The organism is Bacillus sp. JS (assembly GCF_000259365.1).
Lineage (GTDB): Bacteria > Bacillota > Bacilli > Bacillales > Bacillaceae > Bacillus > Bacillus stercoris.
Window position 1 is genome coordinate 3,439,816 of sequence record NC_017743.1, and the last position, 19,120, is coordinate 3,458,935.

The following is a 19,120-nucleotide window of genomic DNA, read 5'->3' on the forward strand; positions in this document are numbered from 1 at the left end:
AGAATGGTATAGGTAAAATTTTCATAATAGGCAGGTGTCGTGATGAAGAAAATCATGCTGTTTCTGGCCATTACGTCAATTCTTTCAGCATGTCAGCCCAACTATACCGGGAAATACATAGAAATTGGGGATACACTAACTGACTATACCAAAGAGTGCTTTAAAGAGAATGAGATTCCTTATAAATACGAAAAGGGAAAACTGTATATCCCTGAAGACGCATTTGATACAGCAATCTACACTTGCTCATAAGAAAAAGCTTGCAGATAACCTGCAAGCTTTTTACGTTACAAAAAATGAGTATTTAATTTCTCTTCAAATTCTGAAGGGCCGATATCCCTTTTTTGAATGTCACCGCCGTTTTCATGAATCGTGAAATGGCGGTCTGACATGACCATCCTTCCGCTCGGTGTCAGCTTTGAGGCAAGCGGTGATTTGTTAAAAGGAGATTTTTCATGAGAGTGAATCATGTCCTTCATGTTATCTAAATCACAGAGATCGCTCTCTTCAAGGGTAAAGGCGTACCCAATTTGCCAGCCTTCTCCTTTGTCCATCAGCAGCACATGGCTGCCCATTTCTGTCTCTTCTTTTTTGATTCGGAATGACCCGACTGGTGACTGTACCGTTTCTCCGGAAATCGGTATCGGCTGAAGCGCCAGGTTGATGCCGAAACCAATATCAACGAGGTAATCGCCGTTTTCCGCAGACAGCAATACAGCAGCATGCGTCCCTTCTAGCGCCCATCCCTCTTGATTGCCTGCATAAACCGTTCCTCGAATGAGCTTCACATGAAACCCGGCCTCACGCAAGACAAAATAAAGGAAACCATTTAAATCGTAGCATAGGCCGCCGTGCTGTTCTTTGACCAGGCGGCGCCATAGATCTTCTTTTGTTACCCTATAATTCTCTTTTGCAAGTACGGCGCGGTTTTCAAATGGAAAACGGTATGCCATTGCTTTGAGAAAAAGGGGAAGATCGCCGAAGCTGACATGGTCTTTCTCCCAGCCGATTTTCTGAAAGCAGTCTTTTAGAAAGTCACTCATTTTTATCACCTAAACTTCTTCTTGAACGTAAGCAGCCAGCTTCTCCAGCGCCTCTTGTTCATCTTCTCCCTGGGCAATCAAGGTAACCTCAGTGCCTGTGCTTACCGCCAGGCTCATCAGCCCCATGATGCTTTTGGCGTTTACTTTTTTCCCATCCTTCTCAAGAAACACATCTGACGTAAACCGGTTTGCTTCTTGTACAAACAAAGCAGCAGGACGTGCTTGCAGTCCTGTCTTTAATCGAACTTCCACTTTCTGTTGAACCATAAGATCTCCCCTTTTCTTTACGGTTATTTTAAAGTGACGGTTTGCCCTGTCCGCAGCTGTTCTGCGATTTCGTCAAGTTTTCTCAGCCTGTGATTGATCCCTGACTTGCTGATTTTCCCGCTTGCTACCATTTCCCCCAGCTCTTTCAGCGTCACTTCCTGATAGTCAATCCGCAGCTGCGCGATTTCCCGAAGTTTTTCAGGAAGCGCCTCCAGGCCGATTCTTTCATCGATGTATTTAATATTTTCCACCTGTCTCAGCGAAGCGCCGATCGTTTTGTTTAGGTTGGCTGTTTCACAATTGACGAGGCGGTTGACCGAATTTCTCATGTCCCGAACGATTCTGACATCCTCAAATCGCAGAAGCGAGTTGTGAGCGCCGATTACGTTCAGAAACTCTGTAATCTTTTCAGCCTCTTTTAAATAGGTGATGTAGCCTTTTTTCCGTTCAAGCGTTTTGCTGTTTAACTGAAACTCATTTAACAGGTCACATAATGAATCGTTATGCTCCTTATAAAGAGAGAAGATTTCTAAATGATACGAGGAGGTTTCCGGGTTATTGACCGAACCTCCTGCCAAAAATGCTCCTCTCATATAAGAACGCTTGCAGCATCTCTTTTTGACCAGCTCTTTCGAAATACTTCGTTCAAACACAAAATTCTCCCCGAGTATTTTTAAATCCTCTAAGATCGCTTTTGCATTTTCTGAAAAACGCACAATATAGACGTTGTTCTTTTTCAGCCGCATTTTCTTTCTGACCAGCAGCTCGACCGACACGTCATATTGTTTTTTCAGCAATGTATAGATGCGGCGGGCAATCGCCGCGTTTTCGGTTTGAACATCGAGTACGAGATGGCGGTTTGTAAATGATAAAGCTCCATTCATCCGGATGAGTGCAGACAGCTCGGCGTTAATGCAGCAGTCTTTCACTTCCAGATTGGTTAATTCTTTTTTTGTTTCTGATGCAAATGACATATAGCCACCTCATTTCAAGGCTTCATTCTTTCAGTAAATCAACAAGAAGAGAGGCCACTTTATGTGTATCGTGACGAATTACGTCATTTTTATACGTTACGATTTGGTCTCTGATGACTTCAAGCCCCATCGCTTTCAGCTCATCGATATCAAAATCAACAGGACGTGCGGATTCCATTTCGTACTTACGCTTTATTTCGTCGGGAATGTCTTCACTGTTCACTAATATCGTATCAATAAAACCGCAGCCCATATGCTGATTGAGCGCTTTCACATGATCAGCAGCGGTGTAATGGAGCGTTTCACCGGGCTGAGTCATCACGTTGCAAATGTATACTTTTTTCGCCGGTGCCTTTATCACTTCTTCCCCGATTTTTGGGACGAGCAAATTGGGAAGAATGCTTGTATAGAGGCTTCCCGGGCCAATAATAATCAAATCCGCTTCCCTGATCACGTCTATCGTTTCCGGCAGCGGGTCAATCTGTTCAGGCGTGAGAAAAACACGCTTAATGCGCTGTCCGTATGCCGGAATCGTTGACTCGCCTGAGACCACGCGGCCGTCCTCCATCTCAGCATGCAAAACAACACTGGTATTTGCAGCCGGCAAAACCTTCCCTCTTACATTCAGCACCTTGCTCATTTCTGTGACAGCGTGAAAAAAATCACCGGTTATATTTGTCATCGCTGCCAAAATCAAATTCCCGAGAGAATGGCCTGTTAAGTCATTCCCTTTATTGAAGCGGTGCTGAAAAAGATCTTCAACAAGCGGCTCCACATCGGATAAAGCGGCAAGCACATTTCTGATGTCTCCGGGAGGCGGAATTTTCAGTTCATTCCGCAGACGGCCAGAGCTTCCCCCATCATCGGCAACTGTTACAATGGCCGTGATGTCAACGGGTTTATGCTTTAGGCCCCGAAGCAATACAGAAAGGCCTGTACCGCCGCCAAAGATTGCGATTTTCGGTTTTTGTCCCATCTTATTTCCGGCTTCTCTTTTCAATGTCCCGGTGAGTAACATGAGTATAGTAATCCTTTTTGAAATAATCAGCTAGATTCTCGGCAAGTGTCACAGAGCGGTGCTGGCCCCCTGTGCAGCCGATCGCAATGACGACCTGGCTTTTTCCTTCTCTTTTGTAAGATGGAAGCATAAAGCTCAGCAGATCAATTAATTTCTCATTGAACTTTTGCGTTTCATTCCACTTCATGACGTAAGAGGAAACCTCTTCATCCTTGCCAGTCAGCGGCCGCATGCTTTCGATATAGTACGGATTCGGCAAAAATCTGACATCAAAGACGAGATCTGCGTCAATCGGGATACCGTATTTAAAACCAAATGACATCACATTTACGGTAAATGTCTCTCCTTGGTTTGAGGCAAAGTGCTTTACAATTTTTTCGCGTAAATCACGCGGCTTCATGTCAGATGTATCGTAAATGATCTGAGAGCGGCCTTTTAATTCCTCAAGCAGCTCTCGTTCCAGCGCAATGCCTTCAAGCGGCAGGCCAGTCGCTGCAAGTGGATGCGAGCGTCTCGTTTCTTTATATCTCGTGACGAGAATGGAATCCTTCGCGTCCAGGAATAAAATTCGCGGTGTGATCCACGGATTCTCGGCCATTTCATCCAGCGCTTCAATCAGCCGGTCAAAAAATTCGCGGCCGCGCAGATCCATCACGAGCGCAACTTTGCTCATTTTCGAATTTGATTCCTTCATCAGCTCTAAAAACTTCGGAAGCAATGAAGGCGGAAGATTATCGACGCAGAAATAGCCGAGATCTTCAAAGCTTTGAATGGCGACAGTTTTCCCCGCTCCCGACATTCCGGTTATAATGACAAGCTGAATATCATGTGATTCACTAACACTCATCTTTCTCCCCCCTGACTTGTCTTTCTATTTGATGTGCTGCGGGTCTAAACGATAACTGAGCAGCTCAAAGTCCGGTGTATACGTAAATGTGCCGTGCAGCAGCCCTTGTCCCTTCATCATAAAATCAAGGATATGGCCGTCTCCAGGGGCCATAGGCAGGCTCTGAATGTCATTGACATCGTGCCACTGCAGTTTGCCTTCCTCTGATTCTGATACATTTTGTCCTGTATAAGAATCAGCGACAAACGTAAACATCATCCACTCGGAGACAATGTGGTCACCGTCTTTAATAATAAAGGTAAAAACGCCTTTTAATTGAGGATTTATGATATAGATACCAGTCTCTTCTCTGTACTCTCTGATGACGGAGTCTCTGACTGATTCTCCGCTCTCCATCTTGCCGCCCGGCGCGACCCACCAGCCGCGTCTCGGCTTTTGCAGCAGAAGAACTTTGTCATCCGTCTGAAGCACACAATTTGTCACTCTTTGCAAGTACGTCACCTAACCTTCGTCCTGTCATCGTCTCTTTATTATACCGCTTCAAGATGCCTCCCACAATGAAGAGACATTGACAATCTTTTCTTCTATTTTACAGCATATTCTTTCGTTAATTCAGATGATTTTGCTGTAATTGGCATTCATCTTTTATTTTTGGACAAAAAAAGGACACGGATAACTGGAGAATCCGTGCCAAAAAAGTGTATTCATTATAAAAAGGGGGTCAATTACTTTATTAATCATAACCGAAAAGCATTACACATGTGTTACAGCGGAATTAAAACCCAGTAACGTAATGTGAAACTCGTATGACAGCCCTTTTTATTTTAAGGTTTTCAGCGTTTCTTGGAGCTCTTCAACATAATGCTGAACGCTTTGTGCCGCAATGCTTCCGTCTCCTGTAGCCGTTACGATTTGGCGCAGTGATTTTTCGCGAATGTCTCCGGCAGCAAAAATCCCTTCAACCTTAGTTTCCATGCGGTCGTTTGTTTCGATGTAGCCTTCTTCATTCGTAATGCCCAGGTTTTCAAACGGTTTAGATAGAGGAAGCATGCCGATGTAAATGAATACGCCATCTGTTTTGAATTCACTTTCTTCACCGGTTACCGTATCGACAAGCGTTACGTTACCGACTTTGCCGTTTTCCTCATGAATTTCTTTCACGGTTTTGTTCCATAGGAAGTCAACTTTTTCATTATCAAATGCTCTCGCTTGAAGAATGCTTTGCGCACGGAGTTTATCACGTCTATGAACGATCGTTACTTTGGAAGCGAAACGTGTCAGGTACACACCTTCTTCAACAGCAGAATCTCCGCCGCCGACAACAACAAGCTCTTTGCCTTTAAAGAAAGCCCCGTCACATACCGCGCAATAAGATACACCGCGTCCGCCCAATTCCTTCTCGCCAGGCACACCGATTTTTTTATACTCCGCACCTGCAGCAATAATGACGGCACGCGCTTTATATTCTTTTGAACCGGCTTTGACCACTTTGTACTCTTTGCCGTCAACGACTTCTTTAATATCGCCATAAGCGTATTCAGCACCAAATTTTTTCGCGTGTTCAAACATTTTGTTAGAAAGCTCAGGCCCAAGGATACTTTCGAATCCAGGATAGTTTTCTACATCTTCCGTATTGGCCATTTGTCCGCCGGGAATTCCTCTTTCAATCATTAATGTTGATAAATTCGCTCTTGATGTGTATACAGCGGCCGTCATCCCAGCAGGGCCCGCGCCGATTATAATCACGTCATAAATTTTTTCTTCTGACACACTATTCACTCCTTAAACCATCTTTTCAAGTTTGGGCTCTTTCTTATAAGATAAGAATCCCCATCAAACGTATTCCTTACCCATATCCTATAAAATCTCATGGTGATACGCTATTTTTTTGCTCAACACGATTAAATGTATTCGAAAAGGGTATATGTTAATAAAGAAAGAGCCTTCTGTTTATAGAAGGCCCTTGTCATATTTATTATTGAACAACACGTCTTACAACGCCTTTAAATGCTGCTTTCCAGTAAGGATTGCTCATAGAGTCAACAGATACGCCATGAGATGTATTGTCGTTTAGGAAAGTACCGTTTCCTAAGTAGATTCCTACGTGTCCGTTTGTTTTGTAAGTGTCAAAGAACACAAGGTCCCCGCGTTTCATTTCAGACGCGCTGACAGCTTGTCCTCTGCCAACTAACGTATCAGTTGTTGTTCCGCCTACAGGTCCAAGGTTAACACCTGCAGAAGCGTATGCCCAGCGTACGAATGATGAGCAGTCAAAAATACGGTTGTTGATATCAGATTGGCTGCGTCCGCCGCCAAACTTGTAAGGAGATTGTCCTACAATGCTTGAACCAACGCTGATCGCGCCTTCAATTCCGCCGGAGTTGCTGATAACAGTGCCGCCTGAATTGCTGTTTGAACCGCTGCTCTTCTTAGAAGATGAGCCGTTAGACGAACTGTTTGATGAACCGTTAGAAGAATTGTCTGAAGAATCATCAGATGAGCTTGCTTTCGCTGATTCAGTTGTAGCCGTTTGGCTGTCATCTGTTTGTGTTTCATCAGATGCTTTTTGTGCTTCTTCCTGCTTTTTGATCAAAGCAGCAGCTGCTTCTTGTTCTTTTTTGATGCGAGCTTGTTCAGCTTCAGTATTTGCTTTTTGATTTGCAAGTTCAGACGCTTCTGATTTTAATTCAGAAATCGCTTTAGCCGTTTTCTTTTGGCTTGCTTTTGCTTCGTCGAAAAGCTTGTCTTTTTCATTAAGCTGTTTATCAAGGTCTTTTTGCATTGTTTCTAATTTAGCCAATGCAGCTTGAACTTCTTTCAGCTTGTTATTCAAATCCGCTTCAGAATCTTCGAGCTTCGCTTTATCCTGCTCTTGCTGTTTGATTAAATCTTTGTCTGCGTCCACAATAGATGAGACCGCAGTCGCACGAGAGATAAAGTCACCAAAGCTTGTTGATCCTAGAAGAACATCTATGTATCCTTGAGATCCGCCGCTTTCCTGTAAAGAACGAACGCGTTTTTTCAGGATTTCATTGCGTTTTTCGATGCGTGCTTCTGTTTCTTTAATTTCTTTTTTCAGTTTTTTGATTTCTTCTTTTGTTTTATCATTTTCTTCTTTTTTATCTTCGATCTTGTTGCTTGTATCAAGCGCCTTAGCGTTAATGTCTTGCAGTTCTTTTTCAATCTTTGATTGATTTTCCTGAAGCTCAGTTAATTCTTTTTCCTTCGCTTCAATGCTGGATGCAACCTCAGATTGCTTGCTTTCGATTTTTTGTTTCTTTTCATCTAATGTTTCCGCCGATGCAGTTTTACTTGTAAATGGGATCAAAAAACTGCTTGTCCCGATGACGGAAGCCAAACCAAGTGTAATTAAACTCTTTCTCACTTTTTATATCCTCCCTTTTACTGTGAACCTGTCCTCATTTGGAATCGTATTTTGAACATCAAGTTTCGTTCCTCATACTCTACGAGGAATGATGGTTGTTTATGGTTAATTATTCTGTGCATCTCTTATTCTGGTTGTATAGCGTTTATTTCACATCATATGTAAAAAACACTAATTCCTTATGTACGAGAATCATTATACCATCAAGTTTCGACAAATTAGCGATAAATTTTATTACATTTATGTTTCAAACAGATGTCAAGCCACACATCATTTGTCATTTTTCTTAAGCGTGTAAAAAAACTGTCGATATTATTTTCTTAATATAATCTATCAAACAAAAAAAGAGTCGATTAAACAAATCGACTCTTCAAAATATACTATTCTAGAATATCATCAATATATTTCATATATTTCGTCAACGTTGCCGGAGAGATGCCAAATCGGGCTGCTGTGTCTTTTTTCGTGTCTTGCTTGCCATGGGCTTCTTTCCAAATATAACAGATCGCTGCCGCCCAGCCTTTCTCATTCTTCAACGGAGCGGCTGCGCGGATTTGCTGGATGACATGGAAAACCCAGCAGCTCATGACTTCTGTTGTCATCTCTTCTTTTTCAGCTTGCTCTAATAATTTGACCGTTTGATAGGCGAACAGCGCATCCTCTGAAACGTCGGCTGCCACAGAGTCTCCATTCAAAAGCAGCTTTACAAACTGATTTTCAAAAGGAGCGGTAATTCTCTTTGAGCGTATTACCGCTTCAAGATGCTCCGTTTCTCCCTTTGTACTGCTGATATAATAGGCTGCGAGACGCTGTTCTACAGATGAAGGAAGTGCTTCCCTTCGCTCAACCCAAGGCGCAGGGCGGTCTTCTCCGGGATATTGCGACTCGACTTTTCTCCAGATCGTCTCGGCAAAGTCGGTATGCCCCGTAAAATAAGCAGAGCACGAGAGCCAGTAAAAGAATGTGTCGTCACCTTCAAAGCCGGTTTTATATAATGATTTGAGCCATTTATACCCAAGCTCGTAACGGCCGACAAGCGCCAAGGTAGCACCCAGTTTATAACGCTGTTCCAACAGCATTGGATAGACATTAGAAAGCTGCTCACTCAATTCCGCCACTTTTTCATCTTCTCTTTCATAATAGTAGAAAACGAGAAGATTGCATAAAGCGTGAAGATTTCCTTCATTATGAGAAAGCACTTCATACGCGGTTTGCTTCGCTTTTACAACGTTTCCGGAATAGAAATAGGCAAGCGCCAGATTGTTGTATGCTGACCAAAGCTCCGGATATTCAGCTGTGATTTCCTCAAGCGCGGCAACCGCTTCAGCAAGCTGGCCGCTTTCCAGCAATGATTTTGCCCGATCCTGTTTCATCAGCAGTTCATCCTGATCATACAACGAATCCTCAATGCCATCGTCCCCTAGATCGAGCAAATCAAGCAGACTATCGTTTTCTTCCGCGAATTCACCGTCCGGGTCCGCATCAGAATATGCGGCCGCTTCTTTATAAGCTTCTTGAAAGAGCCCCAAGTGGGCAAAGTTGTTCGCTTTAAAGTAATGGCACTCCGGCATTTCGGCCTCCAGATTAGCCATGATATAGTCAAGAAGATCGTTCGACTCTTGATACTGGCCCATTTCCGAGTAAATGACCGCAAGCTGTGAAAGCATCTCTGAATCCTCCGGCTCCAAATGAACCGCGCGCTGAATCAGTTTGCTTGCCCGCTTCAGATTGCGCTCTTTATACGCTTTCAAACCTTTATGAAAAAAATATTGTCCATCTTGAAGCAGCTGGACAATTTGTGCGTGATTTTTATGTTCAGAAGTGTGTTTTCCCACAACTACCCTCCGTTTTATACAATATTACCGTCAGTAGTATACCATAAATCGTAAGCCCCTCAATAGTTCAAAAGGAAGGATTGGGAAATTCCCTCCTCTTTTTTATTGGCTGATTCGACCAAAATTTACCCGGCTTTGTTTTCTAAATCCGCGTTCATTTTCAGCTGCTGTTCAGCAAAATCCCGATAAAGATCATGGGAAGCCATTAATTCATGGTGTGTTCCACGACCGGTAATTTCCCCTTTTTCAACAAACAAAAGCTGGTCCGCGTCTACAACGGTAGATAGGCGGTGAGCGATAACAATTGTTGTGCGGCCCTCCATCAGCACCTCAAGCGCCTGCTGAACTGACTTTTCAGATTGGCTGTCAAGGCTTGAAGTGGCTTCATCAAGCATAAGAATGCTTGGGTTACGGAGAAGCGCTCTCGCAATTGCGATTCTTTGCCTTTGTCCGCCTGACAGCATGATGCCGCGTTCGCCCACTTCTGTATCAAGCTGATTCGGCAGCTCCTTTATAAAATTGAGGGCATAGGCCATTTCCGCGGCTTTTTCGATCTCATCATCTGTTACATCTCGTTCTAATCCGTAGCAAATATTTTCTCTGATTGTCCCCGACATTAACGGGCTTTCCTGTGATACATATCCGATATGCTCCCGCCACGATTCAAGCGAATAAGTGTCAATCGGCTCGTCCCCCAGCCGAATAGCCCCTGCAGTCGGAGAATAAAAGCGTTCAAGCAGCTTAAACAGCGTCGTTTTTCCCCCGCCGCTCGGACCGACGATCGCTGTCACTTTCCCTGCTTCAATGACGGCACTGATCTCTTTTAAGATTAGCTGATCGGGCTTATATCCAAAAGACACGCGATCAAGCTGGATAGGCAGATGCGCATTTTCGATTTGTTTTCCCGTCACTGTATCTTCCTCTTCCTCTGCCAAGATCTCAATCATTCGTTCTGTTGCACCGATTGATTTTTGCAGCTGTGTAAAGAATGTTGTAATTTGGCCCATCGGCATAATAATTTGGAACAAATATAAAATAAAAGCCACGAGCGCTCCGGCCGTGAGCTCGCCTGAAGATACCTGCATGCCGCCATATCCGATGACTGCGACAAGGGCTGCCATTAACACGAGTGAGATAAGCGGGCCGACAAGTGATTGAACCTTAGCTTCTCGAACGCCAAGCTTAAATAATGAGGAAATCCCCGTTTTCCCGCGTCCATATTCGACATCCTCCGCATTTGAAGCTTTAACAAGTCTAATTTCCGGGAGAATTTGATTCAGCAGGCCTGTAAAGCGGGCCGTTTCATCTTGTGTTTCCCGTGAAATGGAGAACATTTTCCTTCCAATCGGCACCAAAATAAGAGCGGCCAGCGGAACGACCACTAACACAAGCAGTGTCAGCTTCCAGTTCATAATAAACAAGATTGTCAATGATCCAATGACAGAAATGATGCCTGTAATAAATCCGCTGATATGGGTTGTAATCAATTCTTTGACAACCATCGTATCGTTCGTTACACGGCTGACTGTTTCTCCGGAAGCATTTGTATCGAAATAAGAGACAGGCAGCTTAATTAATTTCTTCCATAATAAATCCCGCAGCCCGGAAATGATTTTTTGTCCATTATAGTTAAGCGCATAGGTGGCATAAGCGCTTAAACCCGCCTGAACGAAAAACACCAGCGCGATCAAACCGATTTGCGTGCCTGACAGATTTGACATAGAAAAACCATCGACAAGCTGCTTCGTTAATAATGGAATGAGCAGGCTGACCAGCGTGGTTACTACACTGAGGGCAAGCGCAAAGGCGAGCTTTCCATAAGAAGGATTGGTCCGTCTTACTAAGGCAAAAAAGGGTTTCAATTTACTTTTAGATTTTTGTTTCTGGGTTGGCATATATTTTCCTCCTGTTTCAGCGTTCAGAAAGGTGAAAAGTCATAGCAAAAGGATGATTTTTACTCTTTCTCAATCATATCAATGGCGAGAGACTTTTTCAGTATATTTTTGCCGTGGTGAAAATAAAAGATCTCCCACTCATTGTTTGAATAGGAGATTTTTTATGTTAGACATCTTTCACTGGCTTCTTTTTTCTGTAAGTCAATGTTACATCCTGCTGCCGCAGGTCTTCAATTATCATTTTGTACCGATCCACTTTTGCGGTATGTTCTTCTTTTATCATCTGAAGGGCAGCTTTTCGTTTTTCGCTTTTCGACTCAAGTTCTTCTTTTATTTTTTTTACAATCAACCCTTTTTGCCCCTTGATTTCCTCTTTTAATGAAGTCTCAAATTTCTTTGTCAGGCTGAGAAAGTCGTTGATCGGTTGATTGAGGGCGCCCGCTTTCCCCTTCATTTCATCTTTGGTCAGAAACATATAGGTGGTTGATACAATTTCTGTTTCACTTTCTGAAAATAAGGAAGTCACTCTTCATATTCCTCCTAAGGCTGAAAATCAAATAACTGAGAAATCATTTCTTCTTTTTCAAACAGCTTTTCAATACTCTCGCGGATATTTTTGATAAAATCTCTTTTTTCTGTTGTCTGTTTTTTTAATTCAGCAACAATTCCATCATTAGCAGGAAGCGCACCTGTGTGGAATGATTCATGAACTGAGATTTTCTCCAATTTATCGAATGTGTGGCTGAAACCAGCTGCAAGCCGGAATTGAAGGTCGAAGGCATAATGCGAAGGGTTTTCTTCCATATGATGAATCGCCGTGGTGATCGCCTGTTTTTTGTCTATGAAGTCTTCATCTATTTCCTGACTGTAAACCTTCTGGTACTGAGAAATCGCATCTTCCATATCTTCAACGATTTTCATACCGTTTTGATAGATTCTGACAGCGGATGAGAGATTGACTTGAATTGTTTCTCCCGAGCCGCTCTTGCCTGTAAAATAAATATCTGAGCCTTTATAGCTGAAGCCTTTTTCCTTCGACAAGGCGTTGAGCATTTGAACGATGCTGTGGCCGTCGACGATGAGTTTTAGTGCGTCTTTTGTTTCTGTGTCGAGTGTTTCAAATGCATCTTTTAATTCATTAACACTACCTATTAACTCACAGACATAATAAACAATTGCAACTATATTATTAGTAGAAAGCGCGTATTTTAACTGTTTATATTGAATTTCTATATCGCCTATCTTATTATTAACTATTTTTAACTGTTTTTTGATACTCTTCTTTTGCGTCTCATTAATGTACCCATTCTCTTCAAGCTGATCCACAACTGTTCCGCTATTATTCAAGATAGTATGAAAGAATTTGATAAAGGCCGGCATTTTTTCCCCGATATTTTTAACCATTACCTGTATGTCACCAAACCGGTCTTTCACTATTTTCCCTTTCGCCATATTTCCATCAGCACTAATAATACTGCCGACAAGCTCTGCATCTATCCCAGTCGAAGCCATGACAAATCCGTTTAACCCACCTTTTTTATATTCTTCCGAATACTTCCGTAAAAAAGTTTGGATAGAGCGGACTTCCTCATCAGGAATCTTATCTATAATGCTTCTGATTCCTTTGACATCTGTATTTGTATCTTTCATCTTTACATTGCCAAATGTAATAAAATCAGCCTTTCCGCTGACACCATAAAGCGGGTCATCTTTGGAAATACGCTGGGTGATGTTTGCTGTGACGCCTTTGTCATTGTAGTATTGGGTGATTGCTTTTTTTAGGTCTTCTTTGCGGACATTTTCAAGTTCATCAGTATTCAGAACATTAAATTTATTGATCATAGCATCAAGTAAATCTTTATCAGCTTGTAACAAATGATTTACACTAACCTGAGCACCGTTTACCCCATATACTTCATCAAACTCTCCATCTATTAACTGAACCATTACCTGGTTGTTATTTGCAAGTGAATGCCCAAGAGCGTAAGTATGTAGCTCATCAGAATTTCCAGCTCTTTTCTTTGCTTCCTTAGTAAATTCTCTCGTTGCTCTGTATTGGCTACTGTCGATCCCTAAGAAAAGGCCAAAAAAATTATAAGACCAATCCTCGTTATCAGCACTACCCTCCGAAATAATATGAAGTTGGTCTATTTGATTTTTACTATCTTTTATATATATTGCCGTACCATCATAACCCGATTCTTTTATTGACTTATCTTTTTGGTTATTTTTCTTAATCAGTTCTTTAGATGTATAAATCTCAATATCCTTAGGAAGATTTTGATTAGTTTCTTCTTTATAGATCCTGCGGACTTCCGCTTCAAATTCTACTTTTGCTTCCTTTATTTCTTTAGGATTATTTGATGCAAACTTTTTTTTATAATCATACTCTAAATTTATTAACCGCAGTTTTACATTTTCATTTGAAAATATATTATTGTTAGCCATCTTTCCCCTCCTTATTTAAAAAGGTGATAGATTTTACGAGCTTTTTAACCTGATCTCCTAAGTTATCTTTGTCTAACGTACAAGGCTTATCATTATTTGGGCATCTAAACATAAACGAAAACACAATCCCTCGTTGGTCTTTCTCAGTAGATTTAATATAACCGAAGTATCTGTACGAAAAATTATATTTATTTTTATCGTTTTCAAAATTATTTTTCTTGTAGGCGATATAAATATCTTTACCTTCGCTCTCTAGTTTTTCAAAATTACCATTATAACCATTTTCACTACTAATTTGGTCTAACATTGTCTCAGGATTGTTAATAAAAGTTACTCCTTGATAATACTCTATTTGTGCATTTAGCATTTTATTTTTTGTTTTTTCATAGCTATCAAATGCGATGATTTCTTCATTTTCATCACGGCTAGACAAATAGCTTGAATACTTCCCATTCTCCGGAAACAACATCCTAAACCCTTTCAGCTTAGATTCAAGCAAATAATACCCCGGCTCTTCTTCTTTCGTTGACACCATGTACTCTCTCGTTTTCTCGTCCTGAAACGCCGGAACTTGCGGCAGGTCTTTTGGATCCATGTCTTTTGGTTTTACGGCTTCTGTTTTATTGTCATTTGTGGTGTTTTTATCGTTGTCATGCATACTGCATCCTCCTGTCAGGGCAAGTAATAAGCTGAAGCAAATACATATGATCTTTTTCATTACGAACCTCCACGGGTTTTGTGAGAATAGAATTCTATTTTCGTCCCGAAAATAATTCTATTGACCTGGTTAAGAAATGATTATTTTATCCTCTTTCATGTTACATCATGGCTGAATTTGGATAAATAGGAAATCTGACTCTGTTTCGTTCTCTTTTCATTAACAAATCAAGCAAAACATCACAAACACATCAAAATACCTATTTCTTTTTTCATAAAATCGTTTATCATACGGCTCTTACTTAACCTCTTCATCTTTATAGTAGGTAAATCGAAACGAATACTCTATTTCCCGATAATTCTCTATAAGAAAAACTATTCTTTCCCTCTACATCATCAAAAGCCTTTTTCTTTTGAGCAGATATCTCTCTTTCTTCGTATTTTCCTTTACATATCGCCAAAGGTAGTAGAGTTTATTATTTTTTTAACTTTTTCTTCATTGTCTTTCGGGTTTTGTTTACATGTATTTGCATTGGCGGAGCAGCTAAACATAAAAGAATATTCCATCCCTAAATAATTTTGTTTTTTCAATTTTATATAACCAAGGAAGATATAAGATGGTTTCTCTTCTTTGTCAAAGTTTTCTTGTTTTGAGGCAAAGTAAATATCTTTATCCTTCGTTTCTAATTTCTCAAAATCGCCTTTGTATTCATTTTTACCGCTAATAATATCCAACATATTCTCCGGTTCGTTTATAAACGATTCATTTTGATAGAACTTTACTGAAGCATTCATTACTATATTCGTTTTTTTATTAAAGCTATCAAAAAATAGTGACTCGTTTGTCTTTGAAGTTTCAGAGTCGGAATACTCCGCATCCTCCGGAAACAACATCCTAAACCCTTTCAGTTTAGACTCAAGCAAATAATACCCTGGCTCCTCTTCTTTCGTTGACACCATGTACTCTCTCGTCTTCTCATCTTGAAACGCCGGAACTTGCGGCAGGTCTTTTGGATTCATGTCTTTTGGTTTTACAGTTTCTGCGTTATTGTCGTTCATACTGCATCCACCTGTCAGGACAAGTAATAAACTGAAGCAAATCAAGATGATCTTTTTCATTATAAACCTCCACGGGTTTTTTGTTGTTTCTTCAAACCTTGCCTAAGGGTTTGTATAACTTCACTTGCATGAATTGAGGCAGACAATTATTAATAGTTATACTCTAAATCTATTAGCCCAACTTTACGCCTTCATCCTCATTCTCCATCTTATTTCTCCTTTTTATCTATTAAAAGGTGATAGAATTAATTAATTTCTCAACTTTATTTTTAGCCTTTTCTTCATCTAAAGAGCATGGTTGATTTTCATTTTTGCATCCGAAAGTAAAGGCGAATTCAACTCCTAGGTTATCTTCTTCTGTAGATTTCACATATCCAAAGTAACTGTATGAATAATTATATTTTCTTTCAATATCCTCAAAGATGTCTTTTTTCTTAGCAAAGTAGATGTCCGTGTTCTTTTTACTGCTTTTTTTATATTCACCTTTATAATCATTTTTCCCACTTACAATATCTAGCATTGTTTCAGGTTCGTTCACAAAGCTTTCTTCTTTGTAGAATGTTACATGCCCATCAAACATTACATTGGTGTCTTCATCATAACTATTAAATCCGATACTTTCTTTATTTTTCCCAGTTAACGATGATCTTCTTGCTAGATATTTAGCATCTGCTGGAAACAACATCCTAAACCCTTTCAGCTTAGATTCAAGCAAATAATACCCTGGCTCCTCTTCTTTCGTTGACACCATATACTCTCTCGTTTTCTCGTTCTGAAACGCCGGAACCTGCGGCAGGTCTTTTCGATTCATGTCTTTTGGTTTTACAGTTTCTGCGTTATTATCTTTTGTGTTGTTTTTTTCATTGTTGTTCATACTGCATCCGACTGTCAGGGCAAGTAATAAGCTAAAGCTGATCAAGATGGTCTTTTTCACGACGAACCTCCAATAGGTTTAACTAATCAATATTACTGATCCAATTGAAAAGTGATTCTGTGTAAACTTTTCTTTATAGTCATACTCTAAGTTAATTATAAAGAGCTTTATATTTTCGTTCATGAAAACATTCTTATTGTCCATCTCTACTCCCCTTCTTATAAAAGATAATAGAATGAATGAGAGTATCAGTTCTTTCTCTTGCTTGATCTCCATTCAAAGCACAGGGTTGATCAACCTTTTTACAACGAACTATAAAAGAATATACTATTCCCAAGTACTCTTCATCACTAGATTTTATATATCCAAAATAACGAAAGGAATAATTGTATTTACGATCACTGTTTTTAAAAGTGCTTTTTTTTGATGCAGTATATACTATTTTCCCGTCAGTTTTTTCTTTCTTAAATTCACCTTTGTAACCATTCTCATTACTAATTTGGCGCAACATTGTCTCTGGATTATTAATAAAAGAAGATTTGTTATAGTAGCTAATTTGTGCATCTAAGAGTATATTTGATTTTTCATTATAGCTTTGAAATCCTATCGATTCGCTATTCTTTCCATTTGATGTGGAATAATTAGGAAGATACTCGCCATCCTCCGGAAACAACATCCTAAACCCTTTCAGTTTAGACTCAAGCAAATAATACCCTGGCTCCTCTTCTTTCGTTGATACCATGTACTCTCTCGTCTTCTCGTCCTGAAATGCCGGAACCTGCGGCAGGTCTTTTGGATCCATGTCCTTTGGTTTTACGGCTTCTGTGTTATTGTCTATTGTGTTGTTTTTTTCTTTGTTGTTCATACTGCATCCGACTGTCAGAGTAAGTAATAAGCTGAAGCAAAGCAAGATCATTTTTTTCATGACGAACCTCCACGCGTTTAACTGATAGATTGTTACAACATAATTATTTAGTTCTAGCCGTATTACAATATAGAATCATACTGAAAAAAGACCGCCGCGTTCTATCGGCAGTCTTGACCAGACATGATTGTTACTCTTTTTTCGAATAAAATACTCTGGATATAAACAGGCCAATGACCCCTAACAAGATGAATAAGACCGCTCTCCAAACAATATCAATCGAAGCAGAATCTATTAAAATTATTTTGGCAAGTGTAATGAATAAAAAGATCAGCCCAATTCGGTTCCATGTCTTGTCTTTGGTTGCGTAATAAACAGCATACATCACAATGACAAATATAAACCAAGACAGGGATACTCCGACGTTTACTGATACGCCGTCAATCCTATCCGACATCCATATGGATAATTTGCTGAAGAATACAAGCAGCAGCAATGAAACAGCGGACGAAACAACGATTGTGATTTGTTTATAATGTATTTTCTTCGAATACAGATAGCCGCCAAATAGTGAGCAGATCAGCAGCAGCCAAGAGACAATGCTGAGAACGTGTAATGAACGTGCCGGGTATTGTATGAGGCCGCAGGCTGCCTGTAATAATACAATCACTCCGGCAATGCCGATCAACCAGCTTTTTTTGCGGTATGACACGTAACACATCATGATTCCTTGTAAGGTGAATATGATGTACAGCAAGCTCACATTTTCAGCTAATCCATCCGCTGCCAATACATTAAAATAAATCATAGAAATGAGAAAAAACGTAAGTTTGATTTCGGCAAATTCTTTACTTTTCCATAAGCTTAACAACAGGTAAAACACAAATGCAGCAGTATAAAAAGCGTATAAGGCTGTATCGTTTTTCATGTACAGGACAACCCCTGTAATGAAAACGACAAAAGCTCCGATTGTAACAGCTGTGAGATAGACAGCTTTTTTAAATTGGCTGTTCGATCGTAAGGCTGATAGGATCGTAATCGCCTGCTGTAGGATAAATACAGCAAGTGTCCAACCCGTCACCTGCGCATCTGTAAATGATAAGAAAGCAAAAATCGCTAATATGAAAGCATAGTTTGCTATATTCCATGCTACACTGTACTTTTGTTTAACTGTCTCATATATTAAGCCTGCGAAAACCAATGACTCATATACATAAAAGATGTATTCATTTCCTTGTTTCCCGCCAAATAAAAAAGGATACAAGTAAACACCTGCGACGATAATCGCAATCAGTGTTTGTGATCGGTATTTTCTTGATATGTACACACCACCCGCAACGCCTGCAGCAAGAAGGATCATCGTAAGCGGCGTCGGTATAATCTGGTACAGCATGTTACCCGCAAACAAAGAAACAATATAGACAATAATACTGCCCGCCAATAATGAACTGCCCAATACACTGGCATTTTTCTTATGTGACCTGCTCCCGAGAACATATAGCACAATAGAGACAATAAGTCCTGCCCCTACCCTCATATATGCGTTGATCCAGCCTTTTTCTGCAGCTGCCACAAATGCCCAAATCATACCAAGAAGAAAAACAAAAATAAAGATCTTCGGAAGCCAATTTCCCGCCATGTTTTCTAAAGTGCGGTTCTCTTTTCGCGGAGCCGGCGTCTTTTGTGGAACTTCGGTTTCCTTTTTGATTTTTGGGTGCTCTTCCGTTTTGACTACTGTTTGTTCTTTCTTGCCAGCAGCGAGATATGCGATCTCCCTTTTGACACTTTCCAGTTCTAGTTCCAAACGTCCAACTCTTTTGTTCAGTTCATCAATTTTTTCGTTCACCATTCTCTCCTCATTTTTCGAATAATTAGCAGCCGCTTTTTCATACTATGTCTTTTCCTCACTATCCTGACCGGTTTGTATAAAATAATCCTAAAGACCTGATATCC

At 40.5% G+C, this 19,120-nt stretch carries 17 protein-coding genes and 2 pseudogenes; 1 reads left to right on the plus strand and 18 read right to left on the minus strand.

All coding sequences use genetic code 11. The features are described from left to right. Nucleotides 1-42: 42 nt before the first annotated feature. Nucleotides 43-252, plus strand: coding sequence for a hypothetical protein (locus tag MY9_RS17480; RefSeq protein ID WP_014665489.1), 210 nt, complete (start codon nucleotides 43-45; stop codon nucleotides 250-252). Between the two features lie 35 nt (nucleotides 253-287). Here the strand turns inward: MY9_RS17480 and MY9_RS17485 are convergent, their stop codons facing one another. The 18 genes and pseudogenes from MY9_RS17485 to MY9_RS17565 all read right to left on the minus strand — a co-directional run bounded on the left by MY9_RS17485 (nucleotide 288) and on the right by MY9_RS17565 (nucleotide 19,016). Beyond that, on the minus strand, nucleotides 288-1,052 hold the full coding sequence (locus MY9_RS17485) for an arylamine N-acetyltransferase family protein (RefSeq protein ID WP_080487939.1): 765 nt from the start codon (nucleotides 1,050-1,052) through the stop codon (nucleotides 288-290). Then, a complete protein-coding gene (locus tag MY9_RS17490) occupies nucleotides 1,053-1,310 on the minus strand; it encodes an HPr family phosphocarrier protein (protein ID WP_003219835.1) in 258 nt (85 codons plus the stop codon). A 23-nt stretch (nucleotides 1,311-1,333) separates the two neighbouring features. Beyond that, nucleotides 1,334-2,284 carry a DNA-binding protein WhiA gene (gene whiA, locus MY9_RS17495; protein WP_003243775.1) on the minus strand — a complete coding sequence of 317 codons (951 nt, stop codon included), beginning with the start codon at nucleotides 2,282-2,284 and terminating at the stop codon, nucleotides 1,334-1,336. Between the two features lie 22 nt (nucleotides 2,285-2,306). Further along, complete coding sequence (gene mgfK / locus MY9_RS17500; RefSeq protein WP_040082505.1) at nucleotides 2,307-3,260, minus strand: gluconeogenesis morphogenetic factor; 954 nt, start codon at nucleotides 3,258-3,260, stop codon at nucleotides 2,307-2,309. Between the two features lies 1 nt (nucleotide 3,261). After that, nucleotides 3,262-4,149, minus strand: a complete 888-nt coding sequence (gene rapZ / locus MY9_RS17505) for an RNase adapter RapZ (RefSeq protein WP_003235371.1) — start codon at nucleotides 4,147-4,149, stop codon at nucleotides 3,262-3,264. 24 nt (nucleotides 4,150-4,173) lie between these two features. Further along, the gene (locus MY9_RS17510) at nucleotides 4,174-4,650 is read right to left on the minus strand and encodes an 8-oxo-dGTP diphosphatase (protein WP_080478281.1); all 477 of its coding nucleotides are present in this window, start codon (nucleotides 4,648-4,650) and stop codon (nucleotides 4,174-4,176) included. Nucleotides 4,651-4,968: 318 nt separating this feature from the next. Further along, entirely contained in the window at nucleotides 4,969-5,919 is a 951-nt protein-coding gene (trxB, locus tag MY9_RS17515) for a thioredoxin-disulfide reductase (protein WP_003228139.1), read from the minus strand. Nucleotides 5,920-6,124: 205 nt separating this feature from the next. Next, entirely contained in the window at nucleotides 6,125-7,534 is a 1,410-nt protein-coding gene (gene cwlO, locus MY9_RS17520) for a peptidoglycan DL-endopeptidase CwlO (RefSeq protein WP_014665493.1), read from the minus strand. A 380-nt stretch (nucleotides 7,535-7,914) separates the two neighbouring features. Next, nucleotides 7,915-9,369 (minus strand): tetratricopeptide repeat protein, encoded by a 1,455-nt coding sequence (locus MY9_RS17525; RefSeq protein WP_014665494.1) that lies wholly within the window; start codon nucleotides 9,367-9,369, stop codon nucleotides 7,915-7,917. 125 nt (nucleotides 9,370-9,494) lie between these two features. After that, nucleotides 9,495-11,264 (minus strand): multidrug resistance ABC transporter ATP-binding protein/permease BmrA, encoded by a 1,770-nt coding sequence (bmrA, locus tag MY9_RS17530; protein WP_014665495.1) that lies wholly within the window; start codon nucleotides 11,262-11,264, stop codon nucleotides 9,495-9,497. 166 nt (nucleotides 11,265-11,430) lie between these two features. Continuing rightward, complete coding sequence (locus tag MY9_RS17535; RefSeq protein ID WP_014665496.1) at nucleotides 11,431-11,790, minus strand: hypothetical protein; 360 nt, start codon at nucleotides 11,788-11,790, stop codon at nucleotides 11,431-11,433. A gap of 14 nt (nucleotides 11,791-11,804) precedes the next feature. Beyond that, a complete protein-coding gene (locus tag MY9_RS17540; protein WP_014665497.1) occupies nucleotides 11,805-13,712 on the minus strand; it encodes a DUF6792 domain-containing protein in 1,908 nt (635 codons plus the stop codon). Continuing rightward, a complete protein-coding gene (locus MY9_RS17545; protein ID WP_187248797.1) occupies nucleotides 13,705-14,430 on the minus strand; it encodes a lipoprotein YvcA in 726 nt (241 codons plus the stop codon). The genes MY9_RS17540 and MY9_RS17545 overlap by 8 nt, the downstream gene beginning before the upstream one ends. A gap of 386 nt (nucleotides 14,431-14,816) precedes the next feature. After that, nucleotides 14,817-15,488 carry a hypothetical protein gene (locus tag MY9_RS17550; RefSeq protein ID WP_014665499.1) on the minus strand — a complete coding sequence of 224 codons (672 nt, stop codon included), beginning with the start codon at nucleotides 15,486-15,488 and terminating at the stop codon, nucleotides 14,817-14,819. Nucleotides 15,489-15,637: 149 nt separating this feature from the next. Next, nucleotides 15,638-16,362: pseudogene (locus MY9_RS17555) on the minus strand (lipoprotein YvcA). A gap of 63 nt (nucleotides 16,363-16,425) precedes the next feature. Beyond that, a pseudogene (locus MY9_RS22150) lies at nucleotides 16,426-16,506 on the minus strand (hypothetical protein); the annotation flags it as partial. Continuing rightward, entirely contained in the window at nucleotides 16,496-17,227 is a 732-nt protein-coding gene (locus MY9_RS17560; RefSeq protein ID WP_014665502.1) for a hypothetical protein, read from the minus strand. The gene MY9_RS17560 and the pseudogene MY9_RS22150, both read right to left, overlap by 11 nt. Before the next feature lie 130 nt (nucleotides 17,228-17,357). After that, entirely contained in the window at nucleotides 17,358-19,016 is a 1,659-nt protein-coding gene (locus MY9_RS17565) for a DUF2339 domain-containing protein (protein WP_014665503.1), read from the minus strand. Nucleotides 19,017-19,120: the final 104 nt, after the last annotated feature.

Coding starts and splice junctions, on each gene's coding strand:
- MY9_RS17480 (WP_014665489.1), top strand. CDS start 43: ATGAAGAAAATCATGCTGTTTCTGGCCATTACGTCAATTCTTTCAGCA.
- MY9_RS17490 (WP_003219835.1), bottom strand. CDS start 1,310: ATGGTTCAACAGAAAGTGGAAGTTCGATTAAAGACAGGACTGCAAGCA.
- whiA (WP_003243775.1), bottom strand. CDS start 2,284: ATGTCATTTGCATCAGAAACAAAAAAAGAATTAACCAATCTGGAAGTG.
- mgfK (WP_040082505.1), bottom strand. CDS start 3,260: ATGGGACAAAAACCGAAAATCGCAATCTTTGGCGGCGGTACAGGCCTT.
- rapZ (WP_003235371.1), bottom strand. CDS start 4,149: ATGAGTGTTAGTGAATCACATGATATTCAGCTTGTCATTATAACCGGA.
- bmrA (WP_014665495.1), bottom strand. CDS start 11,264: ATGCCAACCCAGAAACAAAAATCTAAAAGTAAATTGAAACCCTTTTTT.
- MY9_RS17540 (WP_014665497.1), bottom strand. CDS start 13,712: ATGGCTAACAATAATATATTTTCAAATGAAAATGTAAAACTGCGGTTA.
- MY9_RS17545 (WP_187248797.1), bottom strand. CDS start 14,430: ATGAAAAAGATCATATGTATTTGCTTCAGCTTATTACTTGCCCTGACA.
- MY9_RS17550 (WP_014665499.1), bottom strand. CDS start 15,488: ATGAAAAAGATCATCTTGATTTGCTTCAGTTTATTACTTGTCCTGACA.
- MY9_RS17560 (WP_014665502.1), bottom strand. CDS start 17,227: ATGAAAAAAATGATCTTGCTTTGCTTCAGCTTATTACTTACTCTGACA.
- MY9_RS17565 (WP_014665503.1), bottom strand. CDS start 19,016: ATGGTGAACGAAAAAATTGATGAACTGAACAAAAGAGTTGGACGTTTG.